This is a genomic window from Flavobacterium sp. B183 (assembly GCF_023539155.1).
GTDB lineage: Bacteria > Bacteroidota > Bacteroidia > Flavobacteriales > Flavobacteriaceae > Flavobacterium > Flavobacterium tructae.
In genome coordinates, this window is record NZ_CP097434.1 from 3,753,866 (window position 1) to 3,776,753 (window position 22,888).

A 22,888-nucleotide genomic window follows, 5' to 3' on the forward strand; every position below is an offset into this window, starting at 1 on the left:
GTTCCAAAAAAGTATAAAACAATAACCCGTTGGGTGGAATTGAACAAAATTTAATTTTTCCCAACGGGTTAAAACAACAATCAAAAAAGAAAAATTATGTCAGAAAATATAAATCTGGAAGTCAATACGGCAAAGTATACGGATTTCAATTATCCTAATGGCGGAGAAACCAGTATACAAGGCGTAAGAGGCGTAACAGGATCTGAAAATGTATACATTTCAGGTAGTTTAATAGGCCTTAATGATATTGTTCAGGGCTTAATTTATGAAGGACCACTTAATGGAAGCGGTAATCAGGGCAAATGGAACATTGTAAATTTTCCAAGTACACCAACAGCAACGGTTATCAATACCTCTTGTTACGGTCCTAATAACGGACATCATGGCAAAGTACAAATAGTAGGCTCTTATAAAATATCTACCTCTTCGGGTAAAGCTCCAAGCGGAAATCTTGGCTTTTATTACGAAGGTCCGGTAGATGGTTCAGGAACCTGGATTCAGGTGTCGCCAAATGACGGTAATACCAATAATGTATTTGTTCATAGTATAATGGGCGGAATCGCTGTTGGAAATTATGATGTAGAGAACGACAAGAATGGATATGCATTCCTATATGATATTGTCACTAAAGAATACATTGATTTTAAAGTTCCCGATTCCTTAACGACTACTTTGTACGGTATCTGGCACAATGGCGGTGATCATTATACTATGGCAGGCGGTTATTCGAGTGCTAAATTAGGGGAAATAAGCCAGGCTTTTCTGGTCGATTATAATTCCAAAACGAGAAAAACAAGTAACTTAAAATCATTTAGTTACAAGAATGAGACGATTTTGTCTGTAGTTACATATTTTGAAGGAATCACTGCATCCAAAGACAATGGCTATCATATGCCGTCTGACTGGATTAGTGTTAACGGAAAAGATATGGGAGCTTCCTTTGTTGCTGTAAACCGAAATTCAGATGGCTCATTTGGAGAAGCCAACTGGATAGATATTGATTTTCCGAATGCTGACAGTACAAGTGCTAATACTGCTTATCAAAATAGTATTTTAGGTGTTTATACGGTCAAAGATGATTCGGGTACCGTAACAGTGTCTTCGTATGTTGCAAAAGTTCATCCTTGAAAATAGAGCACTAATCATCTAAGTTGGAAATTTTAACGCAAAGCACGCTAAGAATTTTAGCTGCATACACTTAGAAAGGCAAAGTTCGCAAAGCTATATCTGGACAAAGCTTTGCTGACTTTATGTTTTTCACATAAAACCTTGCGCATAAAAAAACTTAGCGCACTTTGCGTTAAATATCAAAGTACTTCATTCTATCTGAGGCTAAAAATTTTAACGCAAAGCACGCTAAGAATTTTAGCTGCATACACTTAGAAAAACAAAGTTCGCAAAGCTATATCTGGACAAAACTTTGCGAACTTTATGCTTTTCACATAAAACCTTGTGCTTGAAAAACTTAGCGTACTTTGCGTTAAATGTCAAAGTATTTCACTCCATTTGAGGCTAAAAATTTTAACGCAAAGCACGCTAAGAATTTTAGCTGCATACACTTAGAAAAACAAAGTTCGCAAAGTTATATCTGGACAAAGCTTTGCGAACTTTATGCTTTTCACATAAAACCTTGTGCATAAAAAAACTTAGCGCACTTTGCGTTAAATGTAAAAGTACTTCACTCCATTTGAAGTTGAAAATTTTAACGCGAAGCACGCTAAGAATTTTAGCTGTATTACGCTTAGAAAGGCAAAGTTCGCAAAGCTATACTTAGACAAAGCTTTGCGGACTTTATATTTTTTATATAAAACCTACACATAAAAAAAACTTAGCGTACTTTGCGTTTAAAAGCCAAAGTCTGCAAAGCTTTTCTTTTATAAAAAAAGAAATCGCCTCAAGTTTTACCTTGAGACGACTTCCTTCAATTTCATACACTCATTAAAGCAATAAGTGTTTCAAGCGGAAAATATTAGTTTTTAATTATTTTTCTGGTAACTACTTTTCCTTTTTCAGAGATAAACTGAACGATGTAAATTCCCGGAACTTGTTTGGAGATGTTTACACTAAATTCTTTTTGTTTATTTGTTTTCTCTTCAAAAACAACCGTATTGAAAATGCTTGTTATTTTTAATGTTCCCTGCTCCTCACTATTTACGGCTATTTTAAATATACCGTTTGTCGGATTCGGATAGATAGCAACCATACGAGATTCAGGAGCTTCAACAAGTGACGTGGCTCCGGCTTTAGTATTCGGTTTAGCTTTTACCAATGCAAAACGCTCTCCTCCTTCAAGTTCTCCGCTTTTAGCATCTTCCTGAACAAGGTCTAAGGTAATTTGCTCTTCAACAGGGAAATCTTTTGCCACTTTGAAATCAAATGTGATTCCGAAAGTTTCATCGATATCAATAGGCAGATTTGCTATAGATGCTTCTCTGGAAGTAATAAGGATTTTATTTTTATCTAAAATCTGTACGCCTTTCAGACTTCCATTGGCCTGCGCTCTTTCAAATAGTTTTGGATCCAGTGTAGCTTCGACTGTACCGCCCAAATCAAAGAAATTATTCTTCAACTGTTCGTTAAATCCTCTGTCTATAAATCTCACGTTGATATTTTTAGATCTGATTCCTCTGATGAATACTGCAGTTGGAGGAACAAAATCTGTCGTGTTCAGGTTGTAAACACTTAAATTTTTCCAGGCTATATTGTTGTTGTTTTTGGTGTTTACACCTATACCCACATTAGTTTGTTCATTAAACATCGGATCTTCGGATGATTCTATTCTTGCCGCTAAACAAAAATGGTGTACATCGTAAGTGAAATCAGCAGGATTTGGCGGATACCAAGGAATCACTACTGTAGCATTTCCACCTGCAGCAATTGCCGGGATAACTGCATCACCGATATAGTCACCATGCAATACAGTCCCTACATAAAAATTAACAAAGTTGGTAGGCCATGTTAATCCTGAAGAAGCTTTTGCAAAATACAGTTTCACTTTTCCGGATGCACTAGGAATCGTTCCTTTGTTGTACACCTTAACATACACTCCGTTTGGAGAGCTTAATTTAAACTCAGGATTTTCATGTGCAGTTCCTCCATCAATAGTTTGTCTTACCCAAATATCATCACTGATCCACATAGGCCCTGAATCCGGATTTGGTTGTAATCCCACATCAAACGGTCTGTCTTTGATGTAAAGATCCGGTACGGTAATTCCGGTTACCACTGTTGAAAAATTCTGACTTCCATTGACCAAACTTCCTTTATGGGTGACGGTTATGGTATACGTTCCCGCTGCACCAACAATTCTGATGCGCTCAAAAGGGTCTCTGGTATTGTCACCCAATCCGTTTGTTGTTGCTGTAAGCAATCGGTATGGAAAATTCGTTCCTGCTCCATTAGTCACACGAATGTCTAAATCGTTTATCAATTTTGCTGTACCAATATTTGGTGTACTTCCTGAATAAGCAACACCGGCTGGATCTGTCCATGAAATAGAAGCAATTAACGGATTAACTCCGTCTGAAGTTACCGACAATGTATAAGTACCACCATTCGCCAGTGTACTTTCCTGAACAATTGATGCTGTTCCGTTTTTTGTAATGGTTTCCGCAGCAAATTTTGCGTTTAGCAAACCCCATCCAAAAATAGCATCAGGACCAACAGCTCCTGCATCGTCAGCGGTATGTAGCGCCAATCCTTTTAGAGTAGCAGCACGCATAAAGTTTCCGGTCAGATTTTTATAATGTTGTTGTAGCAAAAGTAGTGTTCCGGTTACATTTGGAGCTGCCATTGAAGTTCCGCTGGCATTACCATAACTGCTATTGGTTAATGGTGTTACCGGATTTGTAAGTGTGGCTGTCGAATAAACAGAGGCTCCGTTTCCGGCAAGATCCGGTTTGATTCTCAAATCGTCTGTAGGTCCTTGACTGCTGGATCCGCTAATGGTAACACTTGTTAAAGCTCCTGTTGAACTTATCACAGCGTCATTAGCATTAGCAATCACCAGATTGTTTTTAGAGGTCGAAAATCCTGTAAGTTTATCATAAGCGGTAAAACCACCTAACGGACTTGTATTTGCGGTGTTATCACCACCGTCATTTCCGGCTGATTTCACCTGCAGGTAGTAAGGAGCATTAAACATCAGATTGTCCCAGTCTCTGGCAGTAGTTTGATAAGCACCAAACTGCCACGGAGCGATCAGAACTGTTCCAGCAGAGTTTCTTGTAGCCCATCCGTAAGAATGATTGGAGATTAACATTCCGTTTGCCGCCGCTGTAGTGGCTTCAGACAAATCGTTAGTCCATTCGTTCGTTCTGGCATTTCCCTGAAAGGCCATTCCTTTGGATGCTGCTACAGTACCTGCCGCAACAATAGTACCTGTTACGTGATTGGCGTGCTGGCTGTTGTTACTTCCGGCAACAATAGTAGTAACCCCATCGTTAATTGACACTCTTCCGCCAAACTCATTGTGAGTAGGAAGTGTAGCACCCCCATCCCAAACATAAGCCGTCATATTTTGTCCGTTAAGATTCAGTCCTAAACCACCACCAGAATTCAAGTAATTTGCCCGAGTGGATTTTGCGGCATTTACATTTTCAGTAGCAAAATAGATAGGCGTTTTGCCGTCGGCACTTACATCTACTAATTCGCTTGTCGTTCCATTTTTATTACTAAATGAAGTACGCCAGCCATTAGTTTTTGCAAGATTACTGATTCTTTGTTTCTTCTGGTCCGCCTCGGTTTGGTATCTCTGACTCAAAGACTGTAGTTCAGACACGTTACTTCCGGACCTAATTTTTGCAATATCATTCTGGGTTTGTGCGTAAGTGGCTCCACAGACACACAGCAACATAATTTTGTATAAATTTTTCATATAATTTGATTTAAGGGGTGAATCATTCTTTATATCTCAAAAATCTTTACAACTAAAAAGGGGGGCTTCTGGTTTCCATAATTTGAATGGTTTAAAGGTTAAATAATTGGTAGAATATTGTAAGATTTAACATTGTAGTAAGCGTATCTATGAAAGTGCCATTTACCTACAAACTTACTATAGTTTGTAGGATTTTATTTCAAACACAACAAAACTCGCTAAACTAAGCGAAGCAGAAAAGAGTATAAATACCTGATTTAAAGATAATTAACAAGAAAGAGCTTTTACAGTACAAAATCTTCTGAACCAAAATACAATTATAAGAATTACAGTTCTTAAGGGTTGATTTCAGATCGTCTCTTCACTCTTGCCCTTTCAGCCTTTATTACCTCAAAAAAAACCTCCAGAATCAATTGATTCTGGAGGTTAAAAAATTTAATCTCACTTTATTAACTAAACAGTACGATTGATTAAAACCATTAAGGATAATACTTGCTCTTCAAATAATTATTGATATTATTCCTTGCCATTTGATCCCATAGTGAGTTCCCATTTTGAAGCTTGGCATTCGATGCATAATTTCTAAATCCCTGCACCGCAACTTGTTCCAAACTGTCTTTCTCCGTCATAAAATAATCGGTACCAAACAAAATTTGATTGCCATAAGATTTATTGGCCTCATCAAAAAACACTTCATAAAGCGCATTGTTTTCTTTTAAAAGACATTCTGCTACATCATATGATATATCTGTATAAACATTCGGATGCTGAGCCATCAGGTTTTGTATCTGACAAAACCAGTTCTTTCTTAACACCCCGTATGGATTGATTTGATTGCTCTCTTTATTTTTTCCTTGTGTTACTTGTATTTGCTTCACTCCACCAAAATGTGCAAAACATATTTTAAGGTCTTTAATGGTATTCAACATAGACTCATACGAATGTGGCTCAAGAAAATAAGAGCAGCTACTTCTACAGCTTTTTCGGTCGTTTCCATTAAAGAGATTTCCGAACAAACCTCCTTTCTCCTCAATAAATTTCGGTACTGTATTCGGTGCTCCATGTATATTTCCAGTATACGGGTCAATGGGATTTAGATTACGTTTAATATAATCTTTATCATAATTATAAATTCCACCCAAATAATAAGTGTGTGTCATTATTGGAACACCATTGTCGGCAGCCCATTCCATGGTCTTCCTAAGTTTTGCGTCAAAAGCATAATGTCCGGTACTTGGATACATTTTTAGTCCCTGAAACGGATATACATACGTTCCGCCCACTTCGATTTTAGTTTCGAAATAACGCTCGACCGTTTTCTGAATTTCGGCTCCACTGCTTTTCCATCTTGGATCAAGTCCGAAAAAAGGCAAAATATTCGTGGGGTATTTTCTTTTGATATCAATCACTTCCTCTATTTGTCCCTCGAAACCGCTAACAGATCTGCCAACACCTAAATATTCTAAGTTTTGACATAGCGTAATAAACTGAAATGTTTCGTTAGGGTATCGGGACATTAAATCTTCAAAAATATCAGTCTGGTATTTACTTTTACCAATTTGAAGGAAGGTAGCATATCTTTTGGCCATCCCTTTATTACTGCTTGCCAACTGTCTGATCAGCCAGGCACCAAGGTCGGTGTTCGTAAAATTATCAACTCCTTTTGCCAAAAATGGAGGCATATACAATTCCAGGAAGTTTTTTGGCGCATTATTCATGGTGAATATATGCGTATGAGCATTTTTGTAATTATTTTCCATAATCTATACTTCTTTAATTACTGTTTGTGCTGTAGAAGTTGCTTTCTTCAAAATATCAAACCAAAACGGAGCTCCTAAACTTGCCGCAAAGGCCGAGATAATGATCCCCAGTATTTTAAGCAGAATACAAGAGAAGGTGAAACAATCTTTTTCTGAACTGCTTTTCACATCGGCACATTGCGCTTTTTTCCACCCAATAGGCAAATCTAAGTTGGTTTTTAAACTATCTATTTGTTTGGATAAACCCTTAATATCTTTTTTGGTTGAATTTAGGGCTGCAGTATCAGTTGCTGTAGCTTGTCCCGGCGTACCATATTTTGCGCTGAGTACTTCTAATTGCATCTTGTTCTTCGTATAATAATCAATCATGGCGGTTCTTGCCGTTGGATTAGTATCATAATACTTGAACAAAACGATACTGTCAATATTAATGATACAGCTCACCAGAAGCCCGATAATAAACAAGCGTTTTCTGGAGAGTTTTTTATACCATACACTGGTTCGGTCACTAAACTGATCAAACCAAATGGTGACTTCTTTAATCAATTCTTCATAAAGGACCTTTTCTACCGTCCCATTTACCGAACCGGAAGCTCTAATTTTGGCTTTGTTCATGGCATTTTTCAACATCAGAATCAAATCACTTTGTCCTAAATAAGTAATCGCAAATTCAAAATTATTCAACAGGTCATTGCTGTACTTCTTCTCATGATTTACCTCATCGTCCTGTAACAGTACTTTGGCCGCCTGAGCATTTGCAACCGTATCCACCAGCACTTCTGCGAGAGTTTTGGAAGTAATTTCGGTTGGCGGCGCTTTTTCCGATTTCGTCAATAATCTGATATTGCTGTTGTTGTACATTAACAATCCCCAATTGATCTGATTGGAAAAATCAAATAGCTTTTCAATAATTTTACTTCTGAAAAACCGACCTCTTTCACTTTTTATTTGTACCGTTAGTTCAAGAATCATACTGCACAATAAGGCAAATAACGCCCAGCTTATGATCAGTGAAATAGCGACCTGAACAATAGTGGAGGAAAAAAAACTGATGTCCATTATCTCTGAATTTTAAGTTTTGCTTACTCTTTAAAGGATTTTTAGCATACTCCTTATTGGATGACCTTGGAAAGTAAAAATTCAGCTCTTAACTATGAAAATAGCTAAAAAACTTAGCCGCTTACATTCCATTTATTAGCCCGTAAACTCCCAACAAGTATAAGCAAAAAAGCACAATTATTAATAAGTAAATACACCTGTTTTAGTATGTCTGATGTCATAATTTAAAATCCGATATCTTTATTTTGTTCTTTAACGGAGCGTGACTATAAAAATGTGAGATGTAAGATACAAACCATAAACTAAAGATAAAAACACGTATTTTTACTTTTAGCAGACCGCTCTAAATACCTTACTTTTGAAAGTATTGATTTATAAATGATAAAACCTACCGAAATGACAGACTCACTAACTGTTCTTGAAAAGTTATGGAAACGCACTTTACAGCCGGACGGTTCAACCGTTCAGACTGATGACGAAACCTGGAATGCAGAAATTAAGGCTTTGTTCCAATTGGGTATTGGTATGGAAGACACTTTACAGTATTTGTATTTTGAAAAACCTGATTTTGATACTTTTAAAATATGGATCAGTAACAGAAAACGAAATATCAATTATGAATCTGAAGGTATTACCACTGATGTTCTCTCACAGGAAGATCTGGAATTCTGGAATGAAAACGGTTATGTGGTTCTAAAAAATGCTATTTCGGAGAAAGATTGTGAAGATACACAACGTGCCATCTGGGATTTTCTGCAAATGGATCCTTTTAAAGAAGAAACCTGGTACGAAAGACACGAAGATCAAAAAGGCTTAATGCTTAATTTTTCAGATCATGAAACTTTAAACCGAAACCGTTTTTCAATGAAAATTAGAAAAGCTTACGAACAGCTTTACAACACTGACCAGATTTATAAAACTATCGATAAAGTAAGTTTCAACCCTCCGGAAACCAGAGATTTTACCTTCTTGGGAAGTCCGCTTCACTGGGACATGAGTTTAAGACAGCCCATTCAGTTTGAAATACAGGGACTACTCTACCTCACCGACTGCGGACCAGAAGATGGTGCTTTTCATTGTGTTCCCGGATTTCATAACAAAATAGACGATTGGTTAAACAACCTTGATCCGAATGTCAATCCCAGAGAAGAAGCTATCAAAACATTGAAGTCGGAGCCCGTGCTCGGAAAAGCAGGTGATTTTATCATCTGGAACAGTGCATTGCCTCATTGTGCCACACCTAATAAAGGTCAGAACCCACGCATGGTGCAGTATCTTACCTATTTACCAAACGATCACAATATTGCAGGAGAATGGATATAGACGTTTTCTCCTAATGGCAGCCTCGCTAATCTCATTTCATTTCGAAATGAGATTTTTTTTTAACTCTATTGTCAACAGAACAGCTCAGCTGTCACACCATTCAAAATCCAAAACAGATAGTATTTAAAATTTTCAAAAGCTATTTTCTATTGTTTTAAGACGATTTTGTACTAACGGGCACTTAAATCACCCGAAGAAGTCACCGTATTTTATGCTTTTTCACCTCTTTTATTTTGTTAAATTTTTCTTAAATACAGAACTTAACTTACTTATTCGTTAAATATCTAAAAGACTAATAAACAATTAGCTAAAACCTTTTAGCTGAAGTTTAAATTCACATTGATAATCTTTTACCTACTTAATTTCTATCCATTCTGTAAAAAAAATACTATTACTATATTATTAATTATTATTTTTACACAGTCTAAATAAAAATAGTGATATAATAATCCTCTTATTCCTTTAGACAATGGATAACACAAAGAATGAAAAACAAAAATACCAACGCCTCTGTCCAAAAAACAATACTAACTTGTTTGCTTGTTTTGTATATAAGTTTTGTTCAGGCTCAAAACAGTTCCGATTTTAGCGGTTTTGTCTATCATGCCGGAAATCCGCTTCCAAAGGTTCTCGTAACACTGGAGTCTTCAGGCAAGTCAGTAGTATCAGATCGTACGGGGTACTTTTCATTTAGCGGTGTATCCAATGGAACCTACAACATCAGAATCACCACTATGGGATTTAAAGATTACATCCGACAGATTGTTTTGAATGGCTCCGCTATGAAGCCACTGCACATTACTATGGAGCCTGGTATTGATCTGAATGAAGTAAGCGTAAAAGGCCGTTCCAAAAAGAGTAATCCCGAAAGTCTTGTCAATGCTCAGTATAGTGCGATGCCCGTAACCATAATTGATCGTAAAACCATAGAACTAATGGGCAGCCGAAGACTTGATGAGGTTTTAAAAGAGCAAACCGGAATCGCAATTGTCAACAATATTAGTGGTGGAGCAAGATCTGTAGGTGTTCAAATGCAGGGCTTTGGCAGCGAATACATCATGGTCCTTATTGACGGTCAGCCTATGGTTGGACGCAACAATGGTAATTTCGATCTTTCGAGAATCAGTGTGTCTAACATAGAACGTATTGAGATCATAAAAGGAGCATCTTCCAGTCTTTACGGCAGTGAAGCGTTGGGCGGTACCATTAATATTATTACCCGACACGGCGTAGTTGATCCGCAGCTACAGACTTCTGTAAGTTATGGTTCATTGAACATTCTTGATGCCACTGTAGAAGGTGAAACTCCATTCGCACAAAATAAAGGAACCGCCAATATAGCGGCAAATTATTATCGAACCGACGGTTTTAATACCAATTCAAAATACATTAAAGGCACCACTTCTCCACCCTACGACAATTATAGCTTACAGGGAAGATCACGCTATCAAATCGGTGCTGAGAGTTATTTAAATTTAAGCGGTCGTTACGGTCTGCGACGTTCTTTTATGCAAAAGGATTTTGGTCTTGGACACATTTCCGGAGATCATCAGGACGAGCAGGATCTTAACCTTTCACTTTCGTTCGATCACCGTTTCAATAGTAACTTAAGAGGCATTACGCGATACTACCTCACTCATTATACTGCCGATATGAGTGTGGCCTGGCAGCAAAGCAATAATGCTGTTAGTGAGGATGTTTTTAAACAGACGCTTCACCGCGTAGAACAACAATTCTCCTACAGCAATAACAATTCATACCAGCTTGTTGGCGGGATTGGCGGAAGTCTGGAAAATATGAACGATAAATCGCTGAATGGTGTCAATTCTCTACAGACTTTTTTCTCTTATGTTCAGGGCGAATGGTCTCCTGTTGAGAAAGTAAAAGCTGTGGGCGGACTCCGTTACGATCATACTAATAATTTTGGAGGAAGACTCAATCCCAGTTTTGGATTACAATACTTCATTACGCCTAAACTGACTTTTAAAACAGGTATTGGAACTGGATTTAAAGCTCCTGATTTTAAAACCAATTACCTCGTTTTCTTTAATCCTAACGGAAATTATCTGGTTATTGGTAATGCGGTTCTCGCTCCTACACTACAGCAGTTAAAAGAGGATGGTCAAATCAGCGAAATCAGGCAATATGTGCTCAATCAAACTGCAGGAAATCTTCAGGCCGAAAAAAGTACTTCGTACAATGCAGGGTTAGTTTTGGAACCTTCCAAAAAGTTTAAAATAGAAGGAAATCTTTTTTATCATAAAATAACCAATCAAATTAATAGCATTCAGGTTGCTACAGGAACCAATAATCAAATTATTTATACGTATCAAAACCTCCCTAAAGCTGTTAACAAAGGATTTGAAATTGCTTTAAAACTCAGTCCGATAAAAAATCTGGAAATAAGCGCCGGTTATCAATATTTAATTGCTAAAGATCTCAGTATCAAAGACAGTATCAGTGCAGGTAAATGGCCTTATAGCCAAAACATACATGATCCTGCAACCGGGAATTCGTATAAACCACGTCCGTCTGATTACTGGGGTATCGAAAATCGTTCCCGCCACATGGCCAATACCTCTATTTTCTATCGCTACAATCCGTGGAAACTTAATGCAAATATCAGGGTTAATTTTAGAGGCAAGTATCCTTTCGGGGATCGAAACGGTAATCAATTCATTGACCAATACGACATTTTTGTGAAGGATTATTGGCTTACTAATGCCAGTATAGAAAAACAACTGTTAAAAGACCATCTCAGTATTCGATTTACAACTGATAATATTTTCAACTACACCGATCCGCTAATGCCCGGACAGCCCGGAAGAATAGTACTTGCCGGCATAAGCTATCGTTTTTTTAAAGATTAATAAATCTATAATTTACCTTAAATATTTCATCATGATAACAAATCATATATTCAAAAAATGGCCTTTAGTACTACTTATTATAGGTATGAATTTTATTTCCTGCAGCAGTACTGACGAAAATCCTACAGCCACTCTGACGGATGGTAAAAGCACCATAGTTTCAGATCTTGCCGGAGATACCGGAGCTGCTATGAGCAGTGACACAAAGGGCAAGGAAAAAAGAGGGTTTCATACTTTTCTTTTTCGCTTTAGCGATCAGAAACAAATCTGGCTGCATACAAAAGCAGATTCTTTACAATTCATGAAAACAAACGACTGGGACATTGCTTTTACAGGGCCTTACAATAGTGAAGTTTTTATAAACAATACAAAATACCAATACAATCCCGGTTATGGTGGTCCGGCAAAAAATACGGCGGTGCTGTTATTGAAAGAAGCTTATAAAAATGTCAATCAGGCGCCTTCAGATACTGATTTTAACAACAGTGAAGTTACTAAAATTGGATGGTCTTCCTCTGAAAGCTCTGCAGGTTGGTTTTATTACAGCTTAAGCAGTCATATCATGCAGGCTATTCCGGATCGTACTTATGTGCTGCGTCTACCTAATGGAAAATATGCAAAACTTCAACTCATAAATGCTTACAAAGGCAATCCCCCTGCTGTAACTGATTTAAACTGGCCTGCTCCCTATTTTACTTTCAAATACTTTGTACAGCAGGACGGGAGTAAAAATTTAAATACCAATTAATTGAATAACATGACAAAAATCAAAACCCTAACCCAAAAAATGCCCAGAACCCTATTGGTCATTTTTCTTCTAACCGTTTTGTTTACCGCTTGCTCAGCAGACGAAAATAAGGCAGCCGATCCAAAAACCGAAATTCCTTCAACAGGTCTATTCTATAAAGTAATACAGGTAAAAAACTATCAAGGGAGTACTTCTGATGCAAATCCTACTGCTCCTTCAGCAACACTTTACTACAGCCTTGAAGAAAACAAAGCTGTAGAGGGATCTTATAAAAAAACCCGAAAATGGGATCTGGCTTTTGGCGGACTTTACGCGAGCTTTTTATCCGGAAACAATGGCAGCAACTCACAAAACAACGGCTCTCTTGCGGGAGGTATAGGTGGAATCACGATTGTAGCCAAACCTTTTAATGAAGTTATCGATATTCCTGCAGACAGTCAGTTTAGAACCGGAATTGACCTTATTGGTACTGATGACGCGGGCTCATTTGGAAACGGAACAGGATGGTACTTGTATGATTTTGGAGGTGAAGTGGTATCGGATGGAAAGAATCCGCAGAAAGCGCACGTGGCCTATGCACTTGGGGAATCACTTAAAATCGCAAACGGTACTGTAATTCCAGCCAGAACGATTATCCTGAAAACCGCTAACGGTAATTACGCAAAAATCAAAATGATATCTGTTTATAAAGATGTATACAGCCCTAAGGATTGGTTTAAAGACACTCCGCACATGTATTACACTTTTGAATATGTAATGGTACCGGCGGGAAGTACCAAATTTGAAATCCGATAACCAATTTAATTCACATGAATAGTAAAATTACCCCATTAAAAACAACCTTAGTTTCTTCAGCTTTTACCTTACTTACTCTGCTAACAGGATGCAGCAGTGAGGAAGAAAGATGGACAGATGTAAAAGAAGCACCGATTACAGAAATAGTTACCGGTCTGGATGCTAAAAGAATTGTATCTTTTCGTGTAACCAATCCGGGCACCACTCAGGCCATCCATAGTGCTGTAAATAATCTGAAGAAGACCATTACAGTTTACCTGCCTTCCTATTATGAGTATCAATATCTTGAAGCTGCCATAACATTACCGGCAAATACCACTATTTCTCCTGCCGCAAAAGAACTGATACCTGTTTTTAGCAAAACTCCGGTAACCTATACCACAAAAGCGGCAGACGGAACAACTGCGGTTTACACGGTGAACGTTGTCATACAACAGCCTAAATTAGTCGTAAATGAAGTGTCAAGTCCAACAGAAACTTTCTCGATTAGTACCGATAGTCCGCTTACGGTAAAAGGACAAAACTTCCTGCCGTCTTATGAGGTGACAAAAGTGTTTGTGGTAGATGCGCAAGGCAACAAGAAATGGCAAATGAAACAATACAATGAAGGTCTTGATATTGGAAGTTTTTATGTCATGTATGTTTTTGCAGATGCTGCCAATACAACTATACCTCTTCAACCGGATACCGATTACTGGTTAATGATGGAAAGTTACAATCTGTCAGCTACCATGAAATATCCGTTCAGGATCACCAATTAAATTTAAGAAAATAAAAAATGCCTGTTTACACTGCGAGGGTAATGAAAGAAGCCAATTAATCTATCAAATATAAATCATTATGAAAAAAATAATTCTATCAATTTTAGCAGTGGCTGCTATTTCATTTACATCTTGTAGTACTGACGAACAAAATGCCGAAACACAAGCGGTAGCAAAAGAACAATCGCAAGGATCAAATTTAACTAAGAAATCTGCTTTAGCTCTTTGTACAGTTACTTCTACCTCTGTTACAGTAAACAGAACTGCTGCACCATCTTCTACCTATACGAACTGGACTCCTGTTGCGGCTGCAATTGGAGGTGTTAACGTTCAATGGGAAGGTATTTACGGAGGTTCAATCCGTCCGGTAGGTAATGCCGGTAAATGGTATGTGGGTACTGTTAACTTAAATCAGACTTGTGATGACTGGGATAGCTGGAACTCTGCTATTGTAGTTAAAAACGCATCTGGTAACGTAGGTACTTCACCGGCAGATCCGTACAATGTTTTAGGATACAACGGAACTATATCCGGAGCAAATTATGGCTTAGGATACTACTCTTACAACATCCTTACACATGTTATGACTCCTGCAAAAGCTATTGTAATCTGGAGAACTAATTCTGGTACAAATTCACAATCAGTTACGAGTCCTGCATCAGCATTAGAAGCTTACCTGGTTAAGGTAACCAGCATTACTCCAGGATCTTCAAACAGTACTGTAAACTATAACTGGACTCAAGTAAAATAATTAACAACAGCGTAAAAAAAGAACATGGGAGCACGAAATAGATAAAAGTAACTGCAGCAAATGCTGACCGGCGATCGACTGCAAAATACCCTATTCCCTAAATCATTCCCCCATGACCACAAACGGCTCTGTAAAATTACCGTAAGCATTGTAAAACAGGCATTTTAAAAAATAATAGCCCGCTTATTCAATAAGTAGCAAAACTAATAAATAAAATCAAGTAAAAATTACATAGACAACACAATCATGACTAAAAGAATACATAATCCTGTCTTTTTATATCAAATAGCCCTGCTTTTTATGGCATTGGCATGTGTTTCGTGCGAAACGGAGTATATCGACAAGGTAAATACTATTCCGGCCGATGTTATTAAAGTTCCGGGTTACACCCATATTGAATCTTTTACCATCAAGGATACTGAAAATAATGCGATTAGTGCAGCTCTGACTGAGGAAAATATAGTAATTACCTGGAGCAACCACATAACACTTCCTGAAACGGTTAAACCGGAAATCATTCTGGGTACCGAGGCTACTATCTCTCCGGCATCTGGTGCAGAGGTAGCTTTTAAAGACGGTACCGTTTATACCGTTACATCAAAAGCAGGTACTACAAAAAAATATACCCTAAAAATAGATTTCAGACAAAAGGAACCGCGAACATGGACTTCAACTCAGGAAGAACCGTTAGCCAAAGGTTTTATGGCAAAAATGACCAATCGTGGTACAAGCGATCCGGCGATCATCAATGATTTATGGATGAGCCTTAAAGATACCAGAGTTTACTTTGTATCTGCTGCCGATCAAAAAACAGAATACACAGCAGAAATCGTGTACTTAGGCAATGGCGAAACTGCGGCACCTTTTCTTGAATATGGAGTATATTACTTTCTTCCGGAAAATATGCCGCTGGGATTATATGATCTTCGTATTAAAAATGGAGCTTACACCCTTCAGAATGCCAGTGTAGAAAACAGATTTAAAATTGAGGTAACGGAACCTGACTATTTCAAAACAGAGAGATTTGGTTTTCCAACTACGAAACGTTCAGGAGAAACTCTTGAAGTACGAGGCGGTTTATTAAATGAACTTACTGCAGTAGAAATTTACAATACCAGTAACACTGCTGTCACCTATCCTTTAGAAATTGTAAGTCTTACTTCTTATAAAGCCGTACTGAAAATTCCGGCCGGAGTTCCTGTTGGAGCATACAACAGAATGAGATTTAAAAGAGGTGCTGCAACCTCAAATCTAAGTTATGGCGTAACTGTGCAATAGTTTTAAAGCTTTAATAATTGAAAATGCAAAAGCCTTTAGCTGCCCTGAGCGCTAAAGGCTTTTCTGATATTACTGTGATTTAGTTTTTTAAGACGGTCTCTTGAGATACAATGCAGCCGATTCGCTCATCGTAATTAAGGAAGCTCCCAAAATCACAATGTCTTTTAGAACCAGACGCCCTCTGCCTGACAAATAAGGAAAGCCATATTGTTCATCCGTTAAATGCGGCACCCAGCTTTCTGGGGTAGTTACTAAAAAAGATAATGTCCCTATAGTCAGTATAAAAACCAATATACTTCCGATCAGACTTGCCAAAGGTGCCCATTGATGTATACCTACCAGAATCCCTATTCCGATTAACAAAATTCCAAGTCCATTGGCAAACCCATACGTATTGTTGGCGATCTGCCATTCGTGGTTTTCGGTAACCAGCTCCCCTTCTTTATTGACAAATTCCTTGTACTCAGAGGGCTGATTGTAAAAGAAAGACATAAAAGGACTGTTAGCTACAAAAGGTACGATTCCGTCTGCTTCGTAGGTAAAGAACTTAAGTCCGCCAATCCATAAAAAAACAATTACGATTCCGGCACGTACTGCTTTTTTCCCTAACTGATCTAAATTTGCAATTGTATTCAAAATGGTATTTTTCATTGCTATAGTTTTTAAATTATTTGTTTTTAAATAACACAGCAAAACTACCTTTCGAAGGTTTGGCAAAGAATGGACGAAAAAGGATATTAACTAGACAAATCTGCCACAATTGAGATTCCGGTTGTTTTTCGAAAGGTTTGCGGAGAAATATTTGTCCTTTTTTTAAAGACCCTGCTAAAATAGTATTCGTCCTTAAATTTCAAAGCAAAAGCAATTTCTTTAATACTCATTCTGGTCAGGTGCAGGTGTTTCTTAGCTTCAAGAATTTGTCGTTCCTGAATCAATTGCGTTGGAGTTTTATGGAAGCGTTTTCTGCATTGCTTGGTAAAATTATTAGAAGTCATCGCTAATAAGGACGCATAATCACTTGGTTTGTGAAGGGTCAGAAAATGCTCCTCCAAAAGTAGCCTAAACTGATCCATTTTTTCATCTTTTTGAAGTTCCTTCTTCTCGATACTGTTCATTTTGATACTGCTCGATTTGGCTAAGAACAACTGAATATAAGCTCTCAATACAATCTCGGAAGGAGTTTCCTGCTTTAGTTCATCCGAAATCTGATCCATTAATTGTGCATATAATTGATGCTGGTCAAAAGTTAATGGTATAGAAGGCTCTAAATAAATATTATTGAAAAGTAAGCCATTACAAGCGACTTCATTTCTATGATACTCAATGCAATAGAAGTCGCCATGAAATTGTAAAACACTATATTTAAGAGGTTTATTTTCTTTTATATAAATAGATTGTTGAGGTGTTGAGAACAAAAGAACCGGTCCTCTAAAATGAAAAGAGGCAAAATCAGCATGAAAAATTCCCTCGCCTTCACTAACGAATAAAACAGTATACTCGCTAAACTGAACAGGTTTATTCAAAACAAAATGTTCTGATCGATCTGTTCCTAATAAAAATGTTCCCTGTTGGGAGAATACTTTATTCATTTCAATAATTTTAGTGCTTCTTTCTCTTTTTACAAAATTAAGAATGAATTCTGTTTTTATAACATCAAGCCTCTGTAAAACCATCCTAAAAATGAATGGTGTCTTTCCGGAATGTTATCCTATCCTCAATTTTTAATATTTTCTTAAAATTTTAAGAATCCTTTATTTTGCAAATGCCTATATTTGGCCCATATCAAATAGAAGTTGTCTTTACAGACGACAAGCTACAATTCTCTACTGCATACATGAAACCATTAAAGTTCATAGGTATTATTTTGCTGCTCTTACTCCCTTTTTTAAGTGGAGGAGAATCTGGTAAACATACTGCTGAACTTACGATTTGTCAGCTTCAGGAGAACTTCACTGCTTCAGAAGTACCTCAATTTTCGTCTTCCGCTTTGGTTAGTCCCAAAGATCTTGACATTCATTTCATTGTCAAAAAGAAAATCAAACACCGTGCTACAACTTCAGACAGCAGTACTTTAAAAACACCGTACTATACCAAATTAGTACCATTCAGAATTTTCAAAAATCGCTTAATTTATGGTATGGCCACTGTCTACCAGATTCAGCGTCATACCCATCTGCACCTTTACCAATTATTCTAGGTCATAATCCGTTTCATTTTTATATTCCTCTTAGCAATGCACTTTCTGTGTTTTATTGTAAAGGACAGCTTGTGATATAAAAATATTTTATCCAAACGTTACTGCCCTCTAAAAGCAGTAGTCGTTACAATATCCCTTATTTAACATTTAAATTATTCACGACTCCCTGCAAATCAATGTTGGGGAGCACCTTCATTTATATACCCCTATTTAAAAATTCATTATGAACACTACAAAAAATCAATTCTTGTTAATTGTTTTATCTGTTTTATTTCTGAGCTCTTGTGGAGATAAAACCAAAAAAGAGACTTCGAAAATCAAGACACTGCCTGTCTACAAAGTCACCTTGCAGGACACGATCGTTTCTAACCGTTTTGTGGCTGATGTGCACGCCAAAAACAATGTAGAAATACACGTTCGCATTCCCGGATTACTGGATAAGGTTTATGTGAGCGAAGGACAAAAGGTACATAAAGGACAACTGCTCTTTAAAATTAGTGATGTCGAGCTGCAAATACAATTACTAAAAGCTCAGGCCGTCTACAAAAGTACCATGGCAGACCTTAGAATTGCCACAGTCGAGCTTGAGCAGGCACAAACCCTGTTTAACAAGAAAGTAATCGCCGATAAAGAACTGGAACTTTCTAAAGCCAAATATGAAGCCGCTTCTGCCAAAGTTGCCCATGCAGTTGCCGAACGTAAAGCAATTAATCAGCAGATTAGTTTCACCACTATCAGAGCTCCTTTTGACGGAACTATCGATCGTATCCCGTTCAAAGAAGGCAGTCTTGTAGAGAATGGCTCTCTACTGACAACGGTTTCTCAACTCGATGATATCTACGCTTACTTCTCGATCCCTGAAAACATCTATTTTCAAATGATGACCGACAAAAGTCTGAACAAACCAGGCGGCGACATTAAATTAGAATTACCAAATGGAGTTGTTTACAACCAAAAAGGCGAATTAAGAACTGCCGACGGTGAAATTGACCGACAAACAGGTTCTATTCAGTACAAAGCAAAATTTCATAATCCGCAAGGTTTTATCAAACACGGAACATCGGGAAAACTAATTATATCAGAACCTAAAAAGAATGTGATTCTAATTCCACAGAAAGCTGTTTTTTCGATTCAGGACAAACAGTTTGTATTTCTCGTGAACAAAGAAGGAATTGTAAAAATGACCAACATTAGTATTGGAAGTACGCTTGACGATGTGTTTATCCTCAACAAAGGATTAAAAAGCGATGACCTGATTGTACAAGAAGGAACTCAATCACTGCGAGACGGTGACAAAATTAACATCCAAAACGCAAGCTTATAGTCCCTTATTAATTAGTATCAAAAAAATATAAAATGATAGAGTTATTTATCAAACGAAAAATACTATCGTTAATCATTTCGGTTATGATAGTGCTCCTTGGTATACTGGCCTTGTTTCAGTTGCCTATTACACAATTTCCTGATATTGTTCCGCCATCTGTAACGGTAACGGCTAAATATACAGGAGCAAATGCCGAAGTTTCGGCCAATGCCGTCGCACTGCCCTTGGAACGCGCTATTAATGGTGTTCCCGGTATGACCTATATGTCAACGGTCACTTCAAACGACGGTCTGACGCTGATACAAGTCTTTTTTGAAGTAGGAACCGATCCTGATTTGGCAGCCGTAAACGTTCAAAACCGTGTGACCACCATACTCGATGAGTTACCTGAAGAGGTAATTCGCGCCGGAGTAACAACTGAGAAAGAGGTGAACAGTATGCTGATGTATCTGAATATTACGAGTACGGATAAAACTCAGGACGAGCAATTTATCTTTAACTTCACCGATATCAACATTCTACAAGAACTGAAACGTATTGACGGTGTTGGAAGGGCCGAAATTATGGGACAAAAAGAATACTCAATGCGCGTATGGCTTGATCCTCAAAAAATGCTCTCTTATGCTATATCGGCAAATGAGGTAATTGCTTCTCTTCAAAAACAAAACATCTCTGCTGCACCCGGAAAAGTAGGTGAAGGTTCCGGACAATTGGACAATCAGCTACAATATGTGATCAAATACGGAGGGAAATTCTACGAACCCAAACAGTATGAAGAAATTCCGATTCGTGCTAATTCAGATGGAACCATCCTAAAATTAAAGGATATCTCTAAGATCGAATTTGGATCGATGAGTTACGGAATGGTTTCTAAAACCGATGGTAAACCTTCGGCTTCTATCATGCTAAAACAACGTCCGGGTTCAAATGCTTCTGAAGTAATTGCCAGCGTAAAAGAAAAGATGGCCGAACTTCAAAAGACTTCGTTCCCTCCCGGAATGGATTACAATATTGCTTACGATGTATCGCGCTTTCTGGACGCATCGATCGATGAGGTTTTAAAAACACTCGTCGAAGCCTTTATCTTGGTAGCCTTTGTGGTTTTTATATTCCTTCAGGACTGGCGTTCTACTTTAATACCGGTTTTAGCCGTACCAGTAGCGCTTATTGGTTCGTTTGCTTTCATGTCGATGATGGGCTTTTCGATCAACCTGCTAACCTTATTTGCTTTAGTACTATCGATCGGAATTGTGGTCGACAACGCCATTGTAGTAGTCGAAGCCGTCCATGTTAAAATTTCCGAAGAACATATGGCTCCACTTCCGGCAACAATAAGTGCCATGAAAGAAATTACGGGAGCTGTTATTGCCATAACCATAGTAATGAGTGCCGTGTTTATTCCTGTTGCCTTTCTTAGCGGTCCAGTTGGAGTTTTCTACAGACAGTTCTCTTTAACCATGGCGATTAGTATTGTAATCTCAGGAATCAATGCACTTACTTTAACTCCTGCGCTCTGTGCTATTTTGCTTAAACCTCATAATCCGGACGAGAAGAAGACTTCTTTACTGAATCGTTTCTTCGACGGTTTTAATAAATGGTTTGATAATGTAACCGCAGGTTATATCAGAATACTGGCCAAATTTGCAGACCGTACTACCGTTACGGCTGGATTATTGGTTTTATTCTGTCTGCTTACCTGGGGAACCAGCAAATTTGTTCCGGGTGGTTTTATTCCTTCTGAAGATCAAGGAATGGTTTATGTAAGTGTGACTACACCTCAGGGCGCCACCGTAGAACGTACTGAAAAAGTACTGGATGAGGTTACCCGATTAGCCAAAGAAATTAAAGGTGTCGACAACGTGACCACTCTTGCCGGATACAGTATTGTAACCGAAATTGCAGGAGCTTCTTACGGAATGGGAATGATCAATTTGAAAGACTGGAACGATCGTGATATCTCGGTAAACGAATTCATCACCAAACTGGGAGAGAAAACAAAGAACATTTCTGATGCTCAGATTGAGATTTTTGCACCGCCAACAGTGCCCGGTTTTGGAAATACTAGCGGGTTTGAACTTCGCTTGCTCGACAAATCGGGGGGAACGATTACTAATACCGATGCCGTAACCAAAAATTTCATCAAGGAACTAAATGCTTCGCCTGAAATACAAAACTCTTTTACAAGTTTTGATGCTACTTTCCCACAGTATTTAATTCATATTGATTACGATCAGGCTGCAAAAAAAGGAGTTTCGGTAGACAATGCCATGTCGACTCTGCAAACGATGCTGGGTTCTTTTTATGCGACTAATTTTATTCGTTTCTCACAAATGTATAAAGTAATGGTTCAGGCCAGTCCTCAATTTAGAAAGAATCCCGAAAGTATTCTGGATATGTACCTTAAGAATGATGCCGGCGAAATGGTCCCGTTCTCCACTTTCATCAAACTGGAACGTGTGTACGGTCCCGAAGTTTTAACCCGATACAACATGTACATGTCGGCTATGATCAACGGAGAACCTGCTGATGGATACAGTTCCGGTGAGGCAATTGCCGCTGTAGAGAAAATCGCTGCCGAAAAACTTCCGAGCAGGTTTGAACTGGAATGGTCGGGTATGACACGTGAAGAAATCCTGTCCGGGAATCAGACAATTTACATTTTTGCTTTATGCATACTGTTTGTCTACTTGCTTCTTGCTGCCCAATACGAAAGTTTACTGCTTCCGTTTCCGGTACTTTTAAGTTTGCCTGTAGGGGTGTTTGGATCGTATCTCGCGCTTTTAATGGTTGGACTCGACAATAACATTTATGCTCAGGTAGCACTCGTCATGCTGATCGGATTACTCGCCAAAAATGCCATTCTGATTGTAGAGTTTGCAATGGCGCAGAACAAAATTGGACGGGATATTACCGAGGCTGCCATCGAAGGAGCCCGACTGCGTTTCCGACCTATTTTAATGACTTCTTTTGCTTTTATTTCAGGACTGATTCCTTTATGTATCGCCTCGGGTGCGGGAGCCGTTGGTAACCGATCGATTGGTACCGCAGCCGCCGGAGGAATGTTCATCGGAACGGTGTTTGGACTTGTTATCATACCGGGTCTTTATATACTGTTTGCCAAATTTGAAAAAGCACTGAAAAAATAA

16 protein-coding genes are annotated in these 22,888 nt (G+C 38.1%); 11 read left to right on the plus strand and 5 right to left on the minus strand.

The window, feature by feature from the left end; genetic code table 11:
* Nucleotides 1-96 precede the first annotated feature (96 nt).
* Nucleotides 97-1,128 (plus strand): hypothetical protein, encoded by a 1,032-nt coding sequence (locus tag M4I44_RS15920; protein WP_249965331.1) that lies wholly within the window; start codon nucleotides 97-99, stop codon nucleotides 1,126-1,128.
* An 841-nt stretch (nucleotides 1,129-1,969) separates the two neighbouring features.
* Here M4I44_RS15920 and M4I44_RS15925 read toward each other — a convergent pair.
* The 3 genes from M4I44_RS15925 to M4I44_RS15935 form a co-directional block, all read right to left on the minus strand.
* A complete protein-coding gene (locus tag M4I44_RS15925) occupies nucleotides 1,970-4,876 on the minus strand; it encodes a S8 family serine peptidase (protein ID WP_249965332.1) in 2,907 nt (968 codons plus the stop codon).
* Between the two features lie 479 nt (nucleotides 4,877-5,355).
* A complete protein-coding gene (locus tag M4I44_RS15930; protein ID WP_249965333.1) occupies nucleotides 5,356-6,636 on the minus strand; it encodes an amidohydrolase family protein in 1,281 nt (426 codons plus the stop codon).
* Between the two features lie 3 nt (nucleotides 6,637-6,639).
* Nucleotides 6,640-7,695: a hypothetical protein gene (locus tag M4I44_RS15935; RefSeq protein ID WP_249965334.1), complete on the minus strand. Its 1,056-nt coding sequence runs from the start codon at nucleotides 7,693-7,695 to the stop codon at nucleotides 6,640-6,642.
* A gap of 396 nt (nucleotides 7,696-8,091) precedes the next feature.
* Between M4I44_RS15935 and M4I44_RS15940 the strand changes: the two genes are divergently transcribed.
* The 7 genes from M4I44_RS15940 (at nucleotide 8,092) to M4I44_RS15970 (ending at nucleotide 16,221) form a co-directional block, all read left to right on the plus strand.
* Entirely contained in the window at nucleotides 8,092-9,018 is a 927-nt protein-coding gene (locus M4I44_RS15940; RefSeq protein WP_249965335.1) for a phytanoyl-CoA dioxygenase family protein, read from the plus strand.
* 485 nt (nucleotides 9,019-9,503) lie between these two features.
* On the plus strand, nucleotides 9,504-11,888 hold the full coding sequence (locus M4I44_RS15945; RefSeq protein ID WP_249965336.1) for a TonB-dependent receptor: 2,385 nt from the start codon (nucleotides 9,504-9,506) through the stop codon (nucleotides 11,886-11,888).
* 31 nt (nucleotides 11,889-11,919) lie between these two features.
* Nucleotides 11,920-12,636, plus strand: coding sequence for an HmuY family protein (locus tag M4I44_RS15950; RefSeq protein ID WP_249965337.1), 717 nt, complete (start codon nucleotides 11,920-11,922; stop codon nucleotides 12,634-12,636).
* 9 nt (nucleotides 12,637-12,645) lie between these two features.
* Entirely contained in the window at nucleotides 12,646-13,431 is a 786-nt protein-coding gene (locus tag M4I44_RS15955; protein ID WP_249965338.1) for an HmuY family protein, read from the plus strand.
* 14 nt (nucleotides 13,432-13,445) lie between these two features.
* Nucleotides 13,446-14,192: a DUF5018 domain-containing protein gene (locus tag M4I44_RS15960; RefSeq protein ID WP_249965339.1), complete on the plus strand. Its 747-nt coding sequence runs from the start codon at nucleotides 13,446-13,448 to the stop codon at nucleotides 14,190-14,192.
* A gap of 79 nt (nucleotides 14,193-14,271) precedes the next feature.
* Nucleotides 14,272-14,943: a hypothetical protein gene (locus M4I44_RS15965; RefSeq protein ID WP_017497173.1), complete on the plus strand. Its 672-nt coding sequence runs from the start codon at nucleotides 14,272-14,274 to the stop codon at nucleotides 14,941-14,943.
* Nucleotides 14,944-15,189: 246 nt separating this feature from the next.
* Nucleotides 15,190-16,221: a hypothetical protein gene (locus tag M4I44_RS15970; protein WP_249965340.1), complete on the plus strand. Its 1,032-nt coding sequence runs from the start codon at nucleotides 15,190-15,192 to the stop codon at nucleotides 16,219-16,221.
* An 87-nt stretch (nucleotides 16,222-16,308) separates the two neighbouring features.
* Here the strand turns inward: M4I44_RS15970 and M4I44_RS15975 are convergent, their stop codons facing one another.
* Both M4I44_RS15975 and M4I44_RS15980 read right to left on the minus strand, forming a co-directional pair.
* Nucleotides 16,309-16,872: a DUF417 family protein gene (locus M4I44_RS15975; protein ID WP_249965341.1), complete on the minus strand. Its 564-nt coding sequence runs from the start codon at nucleotides 16,870-16,872 to the stop codon at nucleotides 16,309-16,311.
* A gap of 86 nt (nucleotides 16,873-16,958) precedes the next feature.
* Nucleotides 16,959-17,810, minus strand: a complete 852-nt coding sequence (locus M4I44_RS15980; protein ID WP_249965342.1) for an AraC family transcriptional regulator — start codon at nucleotides 17,808-17,810, stop codon at nucleotides 16,959-16,961.
* Between the two features lie 173 nt (nucleotides 17,811-17,983).
* Between M4I44_RS15980 and M4I44_RS15985 the strand changes: the two genes are divergently transcribed.
* The 3 genes from M4I44_RS15985 to M4I44_RS15995 all read left to right on the plus strand — a co-directional run bounded on the left by M4I44_RS15985 (nucleotide 17,984) and on the right by M4I44_RS15995 (nucleotide 22,888).
* Nucleotides 17,984-18,418, plus strand: coding sequence for a hypothetical protein (locus tag M4I44_RS15985; protein ID WP_249965343.1), 435 nt, complete (start codon nucleotides 17,984-17,986; stop codon nucleotides 18,416-18,418).
* A 223-nt stretch (nucleotides 18,419-18,641) separates the two neighbouring features.
* Nucleotides 18,642-19,742: an efflux RND transporter periplasmic adaptor subunit gene (locus M4I44_RS15990; protein ID WP_070908160.1), complete on the plus strand. Its 1,101-nt coding sequence runs from the start codon at nucleotides 18,642-18,644 to the stop codon at nucleotides 19,740-19,742.
* A 32-nt stretch (nucleotides 19,743-19,774) separates the two neighbouring features.
* A complete protein-coding gene (locus tag M4I44_RS15995) occupies nucleotides 19,775-22,888 on the plus strand; it encodes an efflux RND transporter permease subunit (RefSeq protein ID WP_026110058.1) in 3,114 nt (1,037 codons plus the stop codon).

Coding starts and splice junctions, on each gene's coding strand:
- M4I44_RS15920 (WP_249965331.1), top strand. CDS start 97: ATGTCAGAAAATATAAATCTGGAAGTCAATACGGCAAAGTATACGGAT.
- M4I44_RS15925 (WP_249965332.1), bottom strand. CDS start 4,876: ATGAAAAATTTATACAAAATTATGTTGCTGTGTGTCTGTGGAGCCACT.
- M4I44_RS15930 (WP_249965333.1), bottom strand. CDS start 6,636: ATGGAAAATAATTACAAAAATGCTCATACGCATATATTCACCATGAAT.
- M4I44_RS15935 (WP_249965334.1), bottom strand. CDS start 7,695: ATGGACATCAGTTTTTTTTCCTCCACTATTGTTCAGGTCGCTATTTCA.
- M4I44_RS15940 (WP_249965335.1), top strand. CDS start 8,092: ATGACAGACTCACTAACTGTTCTTGAAAAGTTATGGAAACGCACTTTA.
- M4I44_RS15945 (WP_249965336.1), top strand. CDS start 9,504: ATGAAAAACAAAAATACCAACGCCTCTGTCCAAAAAACAATACTAACT.
- M4I44_RS15950 (WP_249965337.1), top strand. CDS start 11,920: ATGATAACAAATCATATATTCAAAAAATGGCCTTTAGTACTACTTATT.
- M4I44_RS15955 (WP_249965338.1), top strand. CDS start 12,646: ATGACAAAAATCAAAACCCTAACCCAAAAAATGCCCAGAACCCTATTG.
- M4I44_RS15960 (WP_249965339.1), top strand. CDS start 13,446: ATGAATAGTAAAATTACCCCATTAAAAACAACCTTAGTTTCTTCAGCT.
- M4I44_RS15965 (WP_017497173.1), top strand. CDS start 14,272: ATGAAAAAAATAATTCTATCAATTTTAGCAGTGGCTGCTATTTCATTT.
- M4I44_RS15970 (WP_249965340.1), top strand. CDS start 15,190: ATGACTAAAAGAATACATAATCCTGTCTTTTTATATCAAATAGCCCTG.
- M4I44_RS15975 (WP_249965341.1), bottom strand. CDS start 16,872: ATGAAAAATACCATTTTGAATACAATTGCAAATTTAGATCAGTTAGGG.
- M4I44_RS15980 (WP_249965342.1), bottom strand. CDS start 17,810: ATGAATAAAGTATTCTCCCAACAGGGAACATTTTTATTAGGAACAGAT.
- M4I44_RS15985 (WP_249965343.1), top strand. CDS start 17,984: ATGCCTATATTTGGCCCATATCAAATAGAAGTTGTCTTTACAGACGAC.
- M4I44_RS15990 (WP_070908160.1), top strand. CDS start 18,642: ATGAACACTACAAAAAATCAATTCTTGTTAATTGTTTTATCTGTTTTA.
- M4I44_RS15995 (WP_026110058.1), top strand. CDS start 19,775: ATGATAGAGTTATTTATCAAACGAAAAATACTATCGTTAATCATTTCG.